The following is a 17,029-nucleotide window of genomic DNA, read 5'->3' on the forward strand; positions in this document are numbered from 1 at the left end:
ATGACGCAAAATCCACAAAAGCAGCTTATTTCACAAAAGCTAGCATATTTTTGGTGGGCTTGCGCACTTTGTTGCTTTGCTTTGGTTGGAATCTCACATTTATTTTTCCAAAATTATTTGTTTATGCGCCCTTGTGAGCAGTGCGTATATATCCGCTATGCTTTTGTTACTCTTGGACTTGGTGGGGCGATTTTAGGATTTGGATTTCAAGTCCAAAAAAAGCAAAATCTAGCAAGTGGTATGTTTTTCATAGTTGGGGTTTTAGCCAATATTTTAGGCTTTTTGGTGGCGTTTTATGGAAGCATTCGTGGGATTATTTATAGTGCTTTTTTGCTAAAGGTTCATCGTGCGCTAAATTCAAGCGTGTTTAGTGATTCTAGTGAATTTGTAGAATCTAGCGAAGAGATTGAAGAAGTTATTTTTGGCTTGCAGGGGTGCTCTATGAAGCCTAGATTTGATTTTGGCTTGCCTTTAGATGAGTGGCTACCAAGTGTTTTTGCTCCCACAGGCGATTGCGGGCAAGACTTTGCTTTGCCACCTAGTGATATGGTTTTAGCCCCATTGCGTGAGTATTTTATCGAGGCATATTCGCAAGGGTGGTATCTGCTCCCAAGTGTGAAATTTGGCACTATGGCAGAGTGCTGTTTGCTAGCTTTTGGCATTGGATTTATTTTGCTTAGTGTTGGTTTTGTGTGCTATGTTCGTAGTGTTGTGCCATTTTTGTGTGCTAGATTTTGCGCTTTGGCACAAAAATATGCTAAAATCAGCTGAATTTTGAATTTGCAAAAATCGCTCAAACAAAACTTTAAGGAGTAGAAAATGAAAATACTTGTCGTGCAAGGACCAAATCTAAACCTGCTAGGACACCGAGACCCTAGAATCTATGGACCACTCACACTAGAGCAAATCCACGAAAATATGCGCACTTTTGCCAAGCAAAACAACTTTGAGCTAGACTTTTTCCAAAGCAACTTTGAGGGCGAAATCATCGACAAACTTCAAGAATGCGTAGGTGGCGAATATAGCGGAGTGCTTATCAACCCCGCTGCTTATGCACACACTTCCATAGGCATAGCTGATGCGATAATGTCTTGTGGTGTGCCTGTGGTGGAGGTGCATATCAGCAATATTTTTGCTAGAGAGGATTATCGCAAGGTAAGTTATAGTGGTGGAGTTTGTGCAGGTGTGATAACAGGCTTTGGCGCGTATGGCTATCATATCGGGCTTATAGCACTTGGGCAGATAATAAGCGAGCTAGAGGCTTTCAAAGCAAGCCAAGAAGCTCAAGCCAAAAATGCCCAAAACCAAAATAACTAGCCAAAATCTATGACGAGCCAAAAGCGTTCTAAATTCTCACACTTCATTACCCAAGATGAAAGTGCGCAGTATTTTGAGGTGGGGTATAGCTGTGATAATGCGATTTTGCTGTGTCTAGGAGATGAGCGCGTATTTATCACAGATGCGCGCTATACCACAGAAGCAAGCGAAAATCTATCTAGTGGCGTAGAGCTAGTCCAAAGTAATAACTTGCTAGAATCTGCCATAAACATTCTTTCAAAATCTGCCATAAAATCCCTTAGCTTTGATAGCACACAGCTTAGCGTAAGTGCGTTTGAGAAGCTAAAATCCACCCTCCAAATCGAGCTAAAACCTACTCCAAACTTTCATCAAATGCTACGAATCTGCAAAAGCGAGCAAGAAATCTCTCTCATCAAAGAATCCCAGCGACTAAACAAAGAGGCTTATAAAAGATTTGCCAAAATCATAGATGAAATATGTAGCGACAAAAATAGTGCGTATCAAAAAGTGTTTTTAGATGATAGCCACTCTTTAAGCGAAAAAGAGCTTTTTGCCATAGCCAAAGTAGTGCTAGAAAACGGCGGGAAGTATGATTTGAGCTTTTGCCCCATACTAGCGATAAACCAAAACGCCGCTAAGCCTCACGCTCTGCCAAGTGATAAAAAACTGCAAAATGGAGATTTGCTTTTGTTTGACGCAGGAATCAAGTATAAACGATATTGTTCAGATATGACGCGCACGACTAGAATTAACTTTGAGTGCGAGGATTTTGCACGCGATAATTTTGAGTGTGGGAACTTTGGGTGCAAAAATGGTAGCAAGCAAGAATCTAGCGAGGCAAAATCTAGTGGCACACATTTTGACAAATCACAAACATTTGCCAACAAAGAGCTACAAAAAATCTATGATACCGTGCTAAAAGCACAAGAAAACTGCATAAAAAACTTACGCGCAGGAATGAGCGGAAAGCAAATAGACGCACTCGCACGAGGAGTAATAGAAAAGGCTGGATTTGGCAAGTATTTTTCACACAGCACAGGACACGGCATAGGGCTTGACATACACGAGCAGCCTTTCATCTCTGCACGAAGTGAGACTATCATAGAGGATAATATGGTGTTTTCTATCGAGCCCGGAATCTATATCCCACAGCACTATGGCGTGCGGATAGAGGATTTGGTAGTAGTGCGAGGTGGCAAGGCAGAAGTTTTATGATTTTTGCGCTTAAATCTAAAATCTTTCAAAAATCCCTAAAAAAGCCATAAAAATCTGCGGGATTTAAAATCAAAAAAATATCACAAAAATATAACGCAAAATCGTGCGGTAGCTTTAGTGCTGATTTTGCTTTAAGTATTATTGATTCAATCTATGTTTTTTAGTGATTTTGCTTGGCTAAGTAGTAGGAGTTTGGATTCTTTTAGGCTCTGTATTTGGGCTTGCAAAATCACCTCTTTTTGCTCATAAAAATCGTTTATCGCTTCACTTAGGCTAAAAAGCGTGGTTTTATAAAGCGCGTTTGTAAGCAATAGCTTATCTTGAAATGCAAGAAAATGTAGCCCCTGATTTAGGCATTCGCGCACATTTTCTAGGCTTAAGTGAAATGGCTCAAACTCACTTGGATTTTCCAGGTGCTTTTTTAGTGCGTAAGTCATTTTGTTATCAAGGCTTTCTAGAGTAAATTCTATGGTGTTTTGATACTCTAAGATTAGGATATTTTTTAGACTAGCTAGCTCGACTTCAAGCCTGCTAAGTGCCCTCTCCTGCAGTAGTGCATACTCCCTCACAAAAGAATCTAGCAGTGAATTGATAGATTTTGCAGATTCTGCGTAGCTTGTAGAGAGTGTAGAATTTGCAGAATTTGCATTTGTAGGATTTGTAGAACCTAGTGCATTGCTTGATAGATTTTGCACTACATTTTGCCCTAAGTTTTGGTAAATATCCTCATAAGCACAAAGCCTAGATTTCCACTCCTCTAGCATAGCGATAAACTCACGCTCTTGTGTGATGAGAAACTCTCTAAAATCTTGCCCAAAATCACTTATCATAAAGCCTATTTTCCGTAAATCTCGCAAGTAAGTGTTTTCGCTTTTTGTTAGCTCACTTTTTAGCGTGTCTTTTGGAAGCATTGTGATAGTTTTTTCTTGTGTGGTTGATTTTTTTAGCCCTAGTGCGTTTTTGCGCGTGGTGTGGTAAGGGATTTGTCGGCTTTCTTGGGCGTTGAAAATGTATTGTGCGAGGCTATCAAGTTTGGCATTTAGCTGTGGGAAAAGCGTGTCAAACTTCATACTTAGCCCGCTTTGATTAGCATTAAACCTCACAAATGCTGCTTTTGTTTTTAGGGATTGTGCGAGTGATAGCCTTAAGCGCAGGCTTTTATGCACCCTAAATGCCTCACTTATTAGCAAAGATTTTAGCGAGCGCAAAATCTTTTTGGTTTTTATCTGTGTGCTTTTTGTTCGTAGCTCTTTTTGGATAAAATCTAGGACAGCTTGGATATTTGAGCTTTCCCAAAGCGCGTTTTTTGGACTACCATTTGGACTATTTTTTGAGCTATCGCTTTTGTAAGAATCTAGTGCTTGCTTTGCAGAAATAGGGATAATCTCGGCAAAAAACCCGCTAAATGCGCTATTTGCATAGGCTAGACTTGTGCTAATTTCTTGGCTATCTTTTAGCCTATCTTTTTGGTTTAGGATACATAGGCTTTTGGCAGAGTATTGCTTTAGGTGTTCTTGCAATATGTCTTTTTCACTTTGCTTACCGACATTGTCGATGAGGGAAAGCCAAATGATACCATCGACTTCGCGCAAAATCGCATTGGTCGTATCCGTGTCGATTTGATTTTGGGAGTTAAACCCCGGGGTGTCTAAAAATGTAATGTTTTTTAGTAGTTCTATGGGGGCTTGTAGCTTGAAGTGCGAAATCGTGGCGTTTTCTATACTATCGACTTGGTGGAGATATGCTAGAGGTTTTAGCTTTATGCTAGAATCTTTGTAATGCACTTCTATAAGCAGATTTTGAAGCAAGTTTTTAGGCAAATTTTGAGATGAGTTTTTAGGTGGATTTTGCGATAAATTTTGCAAAATATTTTGTGAAGCATTTTGCAGATGATTTGTATCTTGTGGATTGTTTTGGCTTATGGCAGTGCCCAAATTCTCTCCATAAGAGATTTCACATACTTTCGCAGTAACAGGCGTAACACCACTAGGGAGAATCTCGCCCCCCAAAAGCGCGTTTATAAAGCTACTTTTGCCACTTGAGAATTGCCCCACAATAGCGATTTTTAGATGAGAGATTTGCTCTTTTGAGCGCGTTTCTAGCTCTAGATTTTGCAATACTTTTTCTTGCGCACAATCTTTTTGTGTGCTAGCCCCACTCAAAAATCGACTTTGATTTAGTGCGTATCTTGTGTTATTTATAGCCTGCTGCAATGGATTGTTTGCATTTGCCTTTAGGCATTCTTGGATAAATGATTCTAGCAAAGAATCTAGCGCATTTTGGGATTGTATCTCACTCATTGCAATGCCTTTATGATAATCTCTAATTCATTTTGAATGTCTTTTAGGGCTTTATCTTTATTTGCACAAGCTGATTTTAGGCTCTCTATGTCGGTGTTTTTTATCGCTTCTAGGCTTTTGGCAATCGTTTCCTCAATCAAAGCTACTTTAGCTTTGGTAGCCTTTAGACTTGCTTCCAAAATCTCCTCAAACTCGCTTAAAAATGCGGATTTTATCGCTGCATTGTTTTCTAAAATAATCTCACTAAGACTTGCAAATCCACTTTTAAGCGCACTATCTAGCGCATTTCTAAAATCCACTTCCAAAGTAGATTTTGAAGCGGATTTATAAGAGCTAATCACAGCATAGACACTAGAGATAAGAGTAGATTTGATATGAGATAAATGCTCTTTTGCATTTAAAGAAAACAAATCGCTAGAATCAAATTTGGGCTTTTGCTTAGATTCTACCCTAGATTTTATCGTAGAATCTGCACTATAATCCGCAGAATCTACACCACTTTTAGAATCCACAAGCAGTGTTTGTGCACTCATAAAATCTATCATTTGGATACTTGCTTTTAGGCTAGCGATTTTTTGGGCACTCTTGTAGCGATATTCGCGAAGCAAATCCGCACTTATATCATCGATACCTACTTCTAGTAGCTGGCTTACGCGCTCTTTTTTTGGCACACTGCCACGAGAGATTTCATAGAGCATATCATCATACACTAGGCTATTTAGTCGGTTTTTGTGCATATTTAGATTTGTTGTTATGATTTTTTGTAGTCCTGCTAGGTAGGATTCTAGCTCACTGCCAAGTGCGCTAAACTCGGCTTTTTGCGCTTCATAGCCCTGCATTATGGCTTCTTGTTTTGCTTTTGTGTCTTTTATGACGGATTCTAGCTCATCTTTTGAAGCGTAGCTTAAGCACAGCTCTATACCGACTTTTTCAATCTCCTCTTTGACAATCCCACCCACAGCCCTATAAGCACGATACAAAATATCTCGTTGCTTTTGGCTATTTTCACCTAGAAGCGCGTTGTCTAAGTAGTCTTGGACGGCTAGGATTCCTGTTTTTTCTTTGTCATAGCCTTTTGCGCTGGCTTGGGCTATGATTTGGGCGTTGTTGCTTGTGTAGCCTAGTGCGAAGTAGCTTGATATGGGGATAAAATCTATGCGAGATAAAAGCGCGTCTATATCGCCATCAAAGCGCGCTTTTGTAAGCTCTTTTGCTAGTGAAGCGCGGGTATAATATAGGCTAGATTCTAGCTCTTTTGGGCTTAGCAAATCAGCCCTACTTAGCACAACCAAAAGTCTAGCGACATTTGAGCGCAAAAGGCACTCCAAGATAAAATCCATATCCACTTCAGTAGCCGCACAGCTCGCATTCATAATGTGTATAAGCAAATCACAATGAGTGATAAATTCTCGTGTGATTTTTTCTCTAGCGCGTATAGGGTCATCTAGTCCCGGTGTATCGACTATCTCTACGCCATTGCTAGATTTGCTAGAATCAGCATCTAAGCGTTTGTTTTGTAAAAATGGTAGTGCGATAAAAAGCTCGACTTTTTTGATGAGGTTGCAATATTTTGTAGAGCTATTTGCCGAAGTATAATCACGCAATTCTCCCAAATCTATATCTTTGCTTCCTTGCTCCAAAAGGGATTCTAGCTCATTGCCAAAAGCCTCTTTTGTAGATTTTACAAATTCGCTCATATTTTTATCACTCAAATCATTTTCAAACCCTCCCCACTCCTGCTTACTCCAAAAATGAACCCTTGCAAAATCTTTTGTGCTATTCCCCTCTTTTTTATCTGCATTTTCAAAAATCGGGCGCAAAATACTAAGATTTGCCGTCTCTGGAATCGTGCTAGTGCCCAAAATCTCTCTACCCAAAAGCGCGTTTAGAAAGGTGCTTTTACCCGCACTTAGCACGCCTGTGATACCGATAGAAAATGATTGATTAGCACTTTTTTGTTGGATTTGAGATAGGGCGGTGGGGTTAGAAATACCGATAGTATTTAGCTGCTTTATGAGAGAATCTAGCTCATTTTGCAGGGCTTTTAGATTTAGTGTTTTTGCTGGACTTTGTGTCGCTTCTTTGGTGGCGTTGTTTTGCTCTTTGGCAAAGTTTTCAAAAAGTGCTAGAAGTGTGCGAGTGTGGGTAGTGCTTAAAAGATTTGCGCTATTTAGTCGCAAAAAATGCGGGGCAAGTGCCACTAATCGCACAGCACTTAGCTCAAATAAAATGTGCTTTTGGGTGGCTTGCAATGTGTCAAAATCTAGCTCAAAATCTCTCTTAAAATCAGTTTCTTGCCAAAAATTTTGAATAAGATTTATAAAAATCTTGCTTTGGCAAAATGTATCAAAATTATCAGTATTTGCACTTAGGATAATGGCTAATTCTTGCGCGTTTTGGGTGATTTGTATGGATTTTGCGCTGTGGTTTGTGCTGTTTTGGCTACTTGGATAAAAAACAGCACAAAAATCCTGCCATAATTTTTCTCTTTGTTTGCTTTGCTTGCTAGAGGGACTAATATCTGTGGGCTTACTAGCAGAAATACTAGAGTGTGTATGAGAATGTGTGGGCTGCTTATGTGGCATTTATCTAGCCTTTTTGTTTTGCTATGTGTTGCTTACTTTTGCGCTAAAATTTGTGATTGTAGCATATTTAGTTTGTGTAGGCATTTGTTTTGCAAAAATTGTGCGATATTTTAAAAAGAACAGTTTTTCTAGGAATATTTTGTCAAGTGTCGCCTTGCAAAGAGGGTTTTTAAGATTTTATCGTGTTATAATTTTACACAAATCAGTCCCATAAAATCAAAACCTTAAAAATAGGATTTTACAATGACAGAGATTGACAAGCAAAGCCTGCAAAATGCCAAAAGGCTTTTTGAAAGCGCGGATATAGACAAAATCGAAGTAGGCACAACACAAGGGCTTAAAGCGATTCACAAATACCTTTTTGATGGCTTATATGACTTTGCAGGAAAAATAAGAGTGCAAAATATCTCAAAAGGCAATTTTCGCTTTGCAAATGCACTTTATCTAAAAGAAGTGCTAAAAGTCATAGATACGATGAGTGAGAGAGATTTTGAAAGCATTATCACTAAGTATGTGGAGATGAATATCGCCCATCCGTTTATGGAGGGCAATGGCAGGGCTACTAGAATCTGGCTTGATATGATTTTTAGGAAAAATTTGGGTGTCGTGGTGGCGTGGCAAAATATCGACAAGCATAAATACTTACAAGCTATGGAGCGAAGCCCCGTGAATGATTTGGAGCTAAAATCTTTGATTTACCCAAACTTAAGTGCAAATATCAATGATATAGAATCGATTTTCAAAGGCATAGAGCAATCGTATTTTTATGAAAGCAATGATTAGCACCGACTTACAAAATACCAAAAATACACTTTTAAGCAAAACGCTATCAAAAAATCGCTAGAATCTCGTTTTTATTTTTTGTGTAAAATTAAGCGTCTATATTGTCGCTAAGCAAGATTGCACAAATCCCAAACTTCAGCTATTCCTAAAAAGGCAATCACAATATAAAGCACGCAACCAAGCACAAATCAAGCAAAATCACAAAAATCAAAGGAAGCAAAATGCAAACCCCACAAAATCTACAAAAACAAAATCTACTCTATGAGGGCAAAGGCAAAAAGCTCTATGCCACACAAGATGCAAATCTCATCATCGCAGAGTTTAAAGACGACTTAACGGCATTTAACGCGCTCAAAAAAAGCACGCAAGAGGGCAAAGGCTCGCTAAATTGCCTTATTAGTTCTGCGATTTTTGAGATTTTGGCAAAAAATGGTGTTGCTAGCCATTTTGTCGCTAGGCTAGATGAGAGCAATATGCTTTGCAAAAAAGTTTCTATCATTCCGCTTGAAGTAGTCGTGCGAAATATCGCCACAGGCTCGCTTAGCAAGCGACTTGGCATAGAAGATGGCAAAGTGCTACCCTTTAGCCTTGTGGAGTTTTATTACAAAGATGATTTACTAGGCGACCCACTTGTAAATGACGAGCACTGCGAGCTACTAGGAATCATAAAAGACAAAAACGATTTGGAGATTTTGCGACAAAAGGCTTTGGAAGTAAATAAGATTTTGCGTTCATTTTTTGATGAGAGAGGGGTAAATCTTGTGGATTTCAAGCTAGAATTTGGACGAGAAGCGCAAGGTGGCACAGGAGAGATTTTGCTAGCTGATGAGATTTCCCCTGATAGCTGCAGGCTATGGGATAAGGCGACAAATAAAAAACTTGACAAAGATAGATTCCGCCAAGATTTGGGCAATCTAAAAGAGGCTTATGAGGAAATCCTAAAGCGCATTCAAGGCTAGCAAAAACTTAAAAACAAATCCGCAAATCTAACTTCAAGGAATGACAATGAAAGCAAAGGTAACTATCTACCTAAAAGAGGGCGTGCTAGACCCTCAAGCAAAAGCAATCCACAACGCCATAAAATCCTTTAATATTGATGAAATAAAACAAGTCAGCATAGCAAAGCAAATAACGCTAGATTTTGGCTCTTGTGATAAAGACAGCGCACAAAATCTAGCCCAAAAAATTGCCAAAGATTTGCTAGCAAATCCTGTGATTGAGGATTATGCGATAGAAATGCTAAAATAGAATCAAAAAGAGGATAGAAATGGTAGCAATAGCGCGTTTTGCTGGGACAAATTGCGAATTTGATATGCAATATGTGTATGAAAAGATTTTGGGTGTGCCCTGCAAGATTGTCTGGCATAAGCAAACGCACTTGCCAAGTGGGACACGCTTAGTGGTGTTAGCAGGTGGATTTAGCTATGGAGATTATCTAAGAAGTGGAGCGATAGCGAGATTTGCGCCCATAATGAGCGCGATAAAAGATTTTGCAAAAAATGGCGGAAGAGTGCTTGGCATTTGCAATGGATTCCAAATCCTAACAGAGGCAAATCTTTTGCCCGGTGCTCTAAAGCGAAACAAAGACTTGCACTTCATATCCAAAAACCAAAACCTAATCATCACAAACACCCACAATGCCTTTTTGCGCGACTACAAAAAAGGCGAAGTAATCACTTTGCCCATAGCACACGCTGATGGGAGCTATTATTGCACCACACAAGAGCTAGAGAAGCTAGAAAAAAATGAGCAGATTTTGCTAAAGTATGAGAGTGATATAAATGGCTCTGTGGGACAAATCGCGGGGATTTGCAACGAGGATAAAAATGTCTTTGGACTTATGCCACACCCAGAGAGAGCGTGTGAGAAGCTGCTTGGCTTACAAAGCGGGCTAGCTATGCTAAAATCCATACTAGATTTTCACTAAAAGCCCACAAATCTAAAAACCCAAAAAAGCCTAGAATCTAAAAAGGGGAAAAAATGACGCCGCAATCAAAAATACGATTTTACACACAAATACGCAAAAAAAAGATATTGCCTAGTTTATCTCTCACTCTATTTTGTGCTTTTGTTGGATTTTTTGCCACCCCCTCTAATGCAGAGCCAAATACACAGCCCCCACAAAATCTAGATTCTCCACAAGCTAGCCAAATCCCACAGACTTTGGAGCAAATCATCGAGCAAGATATACCAAACAATGCCTTGCAAAATATGCAGCAGAATTTGGAGGCTTTGCAGAATTTCCCACAAGAATCCTTGCCCGATGAGAGTGCGCTAGGGTTTGGCAATGATGAGGGAAATATAAACGCCCCACAAAATCCCCTAAACTCTCAAGCCATCTATGCAAGCCCCGATGAAAAGCTACTCTTTGTGCGAAACGCCACACAAGAAGCCCTGCTAAATAAAACTATTTATGTTGGGCAAAAAATCCCTATCACTTACAACGCGCTATTTTTCAATGGTGCAAGCCTTAGTCAAAGTGCATTCCAAGACAAAACAGCCACAAACAAAATCGCACTACAAAATCCGCTTGAGACTTGGCAAAAAGATTTAGAATCTGCCCAAAAAGGCGAAGATGTCTACACTATCACTTATGTGTTTAAAATCAAATCCGCCAACGCGATAATCCCGTCATTTGAAGTAAGTGCGATAAGCCAAGACGGAGGGATTATCGATTCGTTTTTGGTAGAATCTATCGCGATAAACGCGCTTGACTTGTATCAAAACAAGCGATATGTGGGCGTGGTGGCAGATAGATTGGAGCTAGGTGCTTACAAGGCACGAAGCTATGATGATGAGAACAATCTAGTGGCGTTTGAGATAAGTGCTAGCAATGCAAATCTAGAGGATTTCAAGCTCCCAAGTTTGGAAAAGCAGGGCATTGAGAGGTCAAATTTTTCAACCCTAGAATCTAGTGCGATTTTTTATGCACTTATCCCCAAAAATATCCAATCAGTGAGTTTTGAGTATTTTTCTTTAAGCAATAATCGCTTTGAGGAGATTAGATTTCCTGCGATTCCAAATGCACAAAGCACAGAATTTCAAGAGGACTTAAAGCCAAAAAACACTTACTTACTCTACACTGCGCTAGGGATTTGCACGCTAGGGCTTATATGTGTGGGCTTAGGCTTTGCTTTCAAAGCACCGCTTAGGTATGTTTTTTGGGCTTTGGCAGTGGCGATTTTTGCCTATTTGCTACATTATCTGCTTTATACCAAAAACGGCATTGTAAGCCCAAATAAGCATATTTGGATTCTCCCTACTCACAATTCCACTTTGCTAGAAACCACCACAAAACCTATTGAAGTCAAAATCATAGGCGAATATAGTGGGTATTATAAAATCATTACCCCTGAAGAAAAAGTCGGATGGGTAAAGCAAGACGATGTCGAGTAAGCTAAAATCTAGCAATCCAAAATCCAACCTACCCAAAAGCGAAAAATAAAAGCCAAAAGGGATAAAATGCTTATAAAAGAGATTTTCTACAAAGCAAAAGGCATATACGAAACAATCGTCATAGCTGTGGGGCTTGCGTGCATTATGGTGGGGATTTATTTCACAAAGCACAAAGACAATGCCTTTGGGGCGCGCAGGACTTGCAAAATCTTTTTTTGGCTATCTCGCATACGACTAGAAAAAGTCGGCGAATTTGATGAAAGCGCGGAGCTAATCATTATGAATCATCAAAGTGTCGCAGATATACTCTGCCTTGAGGCATACCACCCGCGAAATATATGCTGGGTGGCAAAAAAAGAGCTCGGAGAGATTCCCTTTTATGGATTTGCCCTGCGAGGTCCACAGATGATTTTGATAGATAGGGAGGATAAGCGTGGATTGGCATTGCTACTAAAGGTAGTGAAAGAAAAGCTTAGCCAAAATCGCCCCATTGTTATATTCCCTGAAGGCACGCGAGGCAGGGGGGGGGGGAGATTTTTGCCATTTAAAGCAGGGGCAAAAATCATCGCAGAAAAATACAACCTAAAAATCCAGCCAATCGTGCTAATAAATACGCGCAAAATCTACAACACTTCGCCTTTTGAAGCGCGAAGCAGTGTCGCTAGAATGGTGCTTCTAAAGCCTTTTTATATCAATGAAATGCCAACTAAAAATGTATTTTTTAGCCAAGCAAAATCTAGCCAAAAGTATGTAGCTAGCACAGATGAAGCGCAGCAAACAAACGAGGCTACTAGGGCTGATAAAAATGATTGGTATAAAGAACTAGAAAAAGTGATGCAAGAAGTGTATTTGGAGCATTATAAAGAGCTAAATTGAGTTATTGCTTTTGGCAATTTTGATAAATGTGGGATTTTGCCTATTTTTGTGTTTATTTTTTGTTTATTTGCCTATTATTTGTTACTTATTGTTACCTCATAACTTTGTTTTTTTTTTTTTTGAGCGCAAATATTGCATTTTTAATATAAAAACGCTATATTATCACAAAGTTTGCGCTAAATGGAGTTTGAAATAAGGAGGCAAACAAGATGAGCAAGGACAATAAACACCAAGCCAATATCATTACCGTAGCCAACCAAAAGGGTGGCTCGGGCAAAAGCACTATAACGATTAACCTAGCTGTGAAATTGCTAGAGTTTTCTAGCAAAGTGCTCGTTATGGATACCGACCCACAAAAAAGCATCGAGACTTTCACAAATATCCGCGAAAGCGAGTCAAATTCTAAAAAAAATCTACGATACTTCACGCTTTCAAATCGCACAGGCAATATCGCAGAATCCCTAAAACAATTCCTTGAACTCTATGAGTATATCATTATCGACACAGGAGGCATAGACAGCCAAGAGTCGCGCAAAGCTATGCTTTATGCTGATTCTATTATTTTGCCTACCACGCCATCACAGCTTGATGTCGATGTGTTGCAGACAATGCTACAAACTCTCACAGAGATAAAAGACATAAATGATGAAGTAAAGATTTTGATTTTGATGAATAAGATTAGCACGAATGTATTTCTTGGCAAGGATTTGCTAGAATACAAAAAAACCATTGAAAAGATTCAAAAGAATCTTGGTGTAAAAGATGGTTTTTATCTTTTAGAGAGTGTGCTAAAAGAGCGTATCGCATACAAAAGAGCTATCAGCGAGGGGCTTGGTATCTCTGAATACAGCGATGCGAAAGCTAGAGGCGAGTTTGAGGAGTTTTTTGCAGAGTTTGCAAAGATTGGGGATTTGCAGGCTTTGAAATCATCAAACTCTAAAAAGAAGAAATAGCTTAAGTGCTAGGCTTCAATCCCCACTAAATTCACTAAGGAGACACAAATGGAAAAGACTCAAAGCCCAAAGGACAAAATCAGCAAGATTGCTAAAATAGAAGGTAGCCAAAAAGCGCAAAAAATCATTGCAAAAGCACCACAAACAAGCTCAAGCAAGACTAAGTCATCTACAAGGACTTCAAAAGTAGCTACAAAAGCAAAGGCAAAAAAGCCACGCACCTTGACTAAAGCAAAAACCACAGCAAAACAAGCTATCAAAAAAGTGGCAAAAGGAATCAAAAAAGACTTGTCTTTCCGCGTAAATGAGAAATCGCTAGCAAAAATTGAAGCGTTTTTCAAAGAATTTGCCAAAAAAGCAGAGGACAAAAGCGCGTTTATCGAAGAAGCAGTCCTAAAACATATCAAAAAGACTGCCAAAAAAGGCAAAGCAAAACTTAAGAAACTAAGAAAATCTTAAAGCTATAAGGCTTTGGAGATATGACAACGATTTGAAGCCAATGGCTTTCAAATCGTTTTTGAGATTTGACACATTAGCTACACTGAAATCTTAGATAAGTCCAAAGTTTGTCTAGAGGTTTTTTCTAAGGTTTTGGCATTGCTAGGTTTTGGTGCTAGTTTTTTAGTGTTCGTTGCCACTTGGACGAGATTTGCTTATGCTTTTTTAGCAAATCAGCGAGAATCTTTAAGCGGGTTTTTGCCACACGAAAATCTTAAGCAAAAATCTAAAGCCCTCCTTTTTCTTTTGTTGCCCCCACTCTATTTCACTATCTTAATACATCTTGTGTCCCACTCCACTAGGAGTTGTTTAATTACAACTTAATAAAACCTTTACACAGCACTCAAACAAATGCTTATTTTTCTAAGATTCTAGGAAGTGTAATTCCCCTTTGTCCTTGATACTTCCCGCCTCTATCTTTATAACTTACCTCACACATTTCATCTCCTTGAAAAAATAACACTTGGGCTATGCCCTCATTTGCATAGATTTTGGCAGGAAGTGGTGTGGTATTAGAAATCTCAATAGTGATATGCCCCTCAAATTCTGGCTCAAAGGGCGTAACATTGACAATAATGCCACACCGCGCATAAGTGCTTTTGCCTAGACATATTGCAAGTGTATCACGCGGCATTTTAAAATACTCCACCGTGTGTGCTAGCGCAAAGGAGTTGGGCGGGACTATGCAAAATCCGTCTTTTGCCTCTTTGGTGATGACATTGTTTTCGTGGAAATTTTTGGGGTCTACCACCATAGAATCCACATTGCTAAATATCATAAACTTACTTCCCACGCGAATATCATAGCCATAGCTTGAAAGCCCAAAAGAAACAATATTTTTCCCCACTTGCTTTTCGCAAAATGGCTCTATCATTCCGTGTTCTAAGCTCATTTTTCGTATCCATTTATCCGATTTTAGCCCCATTTGGTGCTCCTTTTTGCGTTTGATATTTTGGAGTTTAAAGATTGTTTTAGCTTTTGTTTTTGCTAAATGTGCTATTATACAAGATTTAATTTGCTTGAAAAAGGATTTTTGATGAATTTAGCAGACATCAAACGGCTTATTGAAATATTCAACAACAGCCAAATAGCAAAACTAAGCCTAAGAGAAGATAATTTTGAGCTAAAGCTTGACAAAAGCTACGCTCCCACTGCTCCAGCTACACCCGCCACACTTCCTCCACTTCCTAGCACACCACTTGCCCAAGATGCTTCCACAAGCACAGCAAGTGCTACACCCACCCCAAGCGCACCCACACCGCCCGCTACAAAGAGCGGAGATTTTATCACTTCGCCTATGGTTGGGACATTTTATCATCGTCCTAGCCCAGAGGCTGCTCCTTATGTCGCTGTGGGCGATACCGTCAAAAAGGGACAAACTATCGGCATAATCGAAGCAATGAAAATAATGAATGAAATCGAAGCAGAATTTGACTGCAAAATCTTAAGCATAGAGACTGATGATGGGCAGCCTGTGGAATACGGTAGCAATCTCATAAAAGTGGAAAAACTCTAAATGAAGCCAGCAAAGCAAGCCAACACTTTGGCAAATAACCAAGACAGCGCAAAATCCCCAAAATCAAACGCCACAAAAGCACAAGGCGCAAAATCACAGCCAAAGCCAAAAAAACTAGAGCGCATTCTCATAGCCAATCGTGGCGAAATCGCCCTGCGAGCCATTCGCACGATTCAAGAGATGGGCAAGCAGGCAATAGCTATCTATTCTACTGCGGATAAAGACACTCACTATCTTGATGTTGCCGATGTCAAAATCTGCATAGGTGGGGCAAAATCTAGTGAGAGCTACCTAAATATCCCTGCGATTATGAGCACAGCTTCTTTAGTCGATGCGGACGCGATTTTCCCGGGGTATGGATTTTTGAGTGAAAATCAGCATTTTGTGGAGATTTGCGCTCATCACGGCGTAGAGTTCATAGGACCAAGTAGCGATGTAATGGTGCTAATGAGCGATAAATCCAAAGCAAAAGATGTGATGAAAGACGCGGGTGTGCCTGTCATAGAGGGGAGTGATGGCGCACTCAAAGACTACAACCAAGCCTACGAAGTCGCCAAAAAAATCGGCTACCCTGTAATCCTAAAAGCCGCTGCAGGTGGTGGTGGACGCGGTATGCGTATCGTAGAAGATGAAAGCCTACTAAAAAACCTCTACCTTGCCGCAGAGAGTGAGGCTTTAAGCGCGTTTGGAGATGGCACGATTTATATGGAAAAATTCATAAACAAACCCAAGCACATTGAAGTGCAGATTCTCGCTGATAAACACGGCAATGTGCTTCACATAGGTGAGCGCGACTGCTCTGCCCAGCGCAGACAGCAAAAGCTAATCGAAGAGACTCCAGCTGTTGTTCTTAGCCAAGAAGTGAGGGCAAACCTCCTAAAAACCGCTGTCAAAGCCGCCAAACATATCGGCTATGTGGGAGCCGGGACATTTGAGTTTTTGCTAGATTCCAACAACAAAGATTTTTTCTTTATGGAGATGAATACCCGCTTGCAAGTAGAGCATACAGTTAGTGAAATGGTAAGCGGACTTGACTTGGTAGAATGGATGATACGCATAGCAGAGGGCGATAAGCTACCTAGCCAAGATGAGATAGAGTTCAAAGGACACAGCATAGAGTGCAGAATCACAGCAGAAGACCCTGTGAAATTCTACCCAAGTGCAGGCAAAATCACGCAGTGGATAACGCCCGGTGGCGCAAATGTGCGACTTGATAGCCACGCGTATGCAGGATATGTCGTGCCTATGTTTTATGACTCGATGATTGGCAAGCTAATCGTGTGGGGCGAGGATAGAAACAAAGCCATTGCCAAAATGAAGCGTGCGCTAAAAGAGTTTAAAATTGAGGGAATCAAAAGCACGATTCCATTTCACATAAAAATGATGAGCAATGCAGATTTCCTAAAATCCAAAATCCACACCAAATACCTAGAGCAGGATATGGAATAGTCTTTGCAAAAAGCCAAAAAAGCAAAAATCTAAAAATCTGTGTTGATTTTTGGTGAGGATTTGCCTAATGTTTTAGGAGTTTTATAAGAGGATTTTAGATTTGTGATATAGATTTTGCTAGACTTTTTAAGCAAAATTTAGTCAAAATCCACAAAAGAG

At 39.8% G+C, this 17,029-nt stretch carries 16 protein-coding genes; 13 read left to right on the forward strand and 3 right to left on the reverse strand.

Annotated elements, in window-relative coordinates:
* The 3 genes from HMPREF2086_RS08765 to HMPREF2086_RS08775 are packed head-to-tail and all read left to right on the forward strand — an operon-like array spanning position 1 to position 2,514.
* Positions 1 to 771, forward strand: a complete 771-nt coding sequence (locus HMPREF2086_RS08765) for a disulfide bond formation protein B (protein ID WP_023928436.1) — start codon at positions 1 to 3, stop codon at positions 769 to 771.
* 48 nt (positions 772 to 819) lie between these two features.
* Positions 820 to 1,317 carry a type II 3-dehydroquinate dehydratase gene (gene aroQ / locus HMPREF2086_RS08770; protein ID WP_023928439.1) on the forward strand — a complete coding sequence of 166 codons (498 nt, stop codon included), beginning with the start codon at positions 820 to 822 and terminating at the stop codon, positions 1,315 to 1,317.
* A 9-nt stretch (positions 1,318 to 1,326) separates the two neighbouring features.
* Positions 1,327 to 2,514 carry a M24 family metallopeptidase gene (locus tag HMPREF2086_RS08775; protein ID WP_023928440.1) on the forward strand — a complete coding sequence of 396 codons (1,188 nt, stop codon included), beginning with the start codon at positions 1,327 to 1,329 and terminating at the stop codon, positions 2,512 to 2,514.
* Between the two features lie 146 nt (positions 2,515 to 2,660).
* Here the strand turns inward: HMPREF2086_RS08775 and HMPREF2086_RS08780 are convergent, their stop codons facing one another.
* Positions 2,661 to 4,814, reverse strand: coding sequence for a dynamin family protein (locus tag HMPREF2086_RS08780; RefSeq protein WP_023928442.1), 2,154 nt, complete (start codon positions 4,812 to 4,814; stop codon positions 2,661 to 2,663).
* Complete coding sequence (locus tag HMPREF2086_RS08785) at positions 4,811 to 7,399, reverse strand: dynamin family protein (protein ID WP_023928443.1); 2,589 nt, start codon at positions 7,397 to 7,399, stop codon at positions 4,811 to 4,813. The genes HMPREF2086_RS08780 and HMPREF2086_RS08785 overlap by 4 nt, the downstream gene beginning before the upstream one ends.
* A 243-nt stretch (positions 7,400 to 7,642) precedes the next feature.
* Here HMPREF2086_RS08785 and fic point away from each other — a divergent pair, with 243 nt between their 5' ends.
* The 8 genes from fic to HMPREF2086_RS08830 all read left to right on the forward strand — a co-directional run bounded on the left by fic (position 7,643) and on the right by HMPREF2086_RS08830 (position 13,866).
* Positions 7,643 to 8,182 (forward strand): protein adenylyltransferase Fic, encoded by a 540-nt coding sequence (fic, locus tag HMPREF2086_RS08795; protein WP_023928445.1) that lies wholly within the window; start codon positions 7,643 to 7,645, stop codon positions 8,180 to 8,182.
* Between the two features lie 221 nt (positions 8,183 to 8,403).
* A complete protein-coding gene (gene purC / locus HMPREF2086_RS08800) occupies positions 8,404 to 9,141 on the forward strand; it encodes a phosphoribosylaminoimidazolesuccinocarboxamide synthase (protein WP_023928447.1) in 738 nt (245 codons plus the stop codon).
* 46 nt (positions 9,142 to 9,187) lie between these two features.
* Positions 9,188 to 9,430: a phosphoribosylformylglycinamidine synthase subunit PurS gene (purS, locus tag HMPREF2086_RS08805; RefSeq protein WP_023928448.1), complete on the forward strand. Its 243-nt coding sequence runs from the start codon at positions 9,188 to 9,190 to the stop codon at positions 9,428 to 9,430.
* Positions 9,431 to 9,449: 19 nt separating this feature from the next.
* Positions 9,450 to 10,109: a phosphoribosylformylglycinamidine synthase subunit PurQ gene (purQ, locus tag HMPREF2086_RS08810; protein WP_023928450.1), complete on the forward strand. Its 660-nt coding sequence runs from the start codon at positions 9,450 to 9,452 to the stop codon at positions 10,107 to 10,109.
* 53 nt (positions 10,110 to 10,162) lie between these two features.
* Positions 10,163 to 11,578: an SH3 domain-containing protein gene (locus tag HMPREF2086_RS08815; RefSeq protein WP_023928451.1), complete on the forward strand. Its 1,416-nt coding sequence runs from the start codon at positions 10,163 to 10,165 to the stop codon at positions 11,576 to 11,578.
* A 66-nt stretch (positions 11,579 to 11,644) separates the two neighbouring features.
* Positions 11,645 to 12,454, forward strand: a complete 810-nt coding sequence (locus HMPREF2086_RS08820) for a 1-acylglycerol-3-phosphate O-acyltransferase (protein WP_023928452.1) — start codon at positions 11,645 to 11,647, stop codon at positions 12,452 to 12,454.
* Between the two features lie 209 nt (positions 12,455 to 12,663).
* Positions 12,664 to 13,407 carry a ParA family protein gene (locus HMPREF2086_RS08825; protein ID WP_023928453.1) on the forward strand — a complete coding sequence of 248 codons (744 nt, stop codon included), beginning with the start codon at positions 12,664 to 12,666 and terminating at the stop codon, positions 13,405 to 13,407.
* A gap of 48 nt (positions 13,408 to 13,455) precedes the next feature.
* Positions 13,456 to 13,866, forward strand: a complete 411-nt coding sequence (locus HMPREF2086_RS08830) for a hypothetical protein (RefSeq protein WP_023928454.1) — start codon at positions 13,456 to 13,458, stop codon at positions 13,864 to 13,866.
* Between the two features lie 394 nt (positions 13,867 to 14,260).
* Here the strand turns inward: HMPREF2086_RS08830 and dcd are convergent, their stop codons facing one another.
* The gene (gene dcd / locus HMPREF2086_RS08840) at positions 14,261 to 14,830 is read right to left on the reverse strand and encodes a dCTP deaminase (RefSeq protein WP_023928455.1); all 570 of its coding nucleotides are present in this window, start codon (positions 14,828 to 14,830) and stop codon (positions 14,261 to 14,263) included.
* Between the two features lie 111 nt (positions 14,831 to 14,941).
* On the opposite strand from dcd, the gene accB reads away from it, so the two are divergent.
* Together accB and HMPREF2086_RS08850 are read left to right on the forward strand one after the other, a co-directional pair.
* Complete coding sequence (gene accB / locus HMPREF2086_RS08845; protein WP_023928456.1) at positions 14,942 to 15,421, forward strand: acetyl-CoA carboxylase biotin carboxyl carrier protein; 480 nt, start codon at positions 14,942 to 14,944, stop codon at positions 15,419 to 15,421.
* Entirely contained in the window at positions 15,422 to 16,870 is a 1,449-nt protein-coding gene (locus tag HMPREF2086_RS08850; RefSeq protein ID WP_023928457.1) for an acetyl-CoA carboxylase biotin carboxylase subunit, read from the forward strand.
* Positions 16,871 to 17,029: the final 159 nt, after the last annotated feature.

Origin of the sequence: Helicobacter macacae MIT 99-5501 (assembly GCF_000507845.1) — a bacterium.
GTDB classification, from domain to species: Bacteria; Campylobacterota; Campylobacteria; order Campylobacterales; family Helicobacteraceae; genus Helicobacter_B; species Helicobacter_B macacae.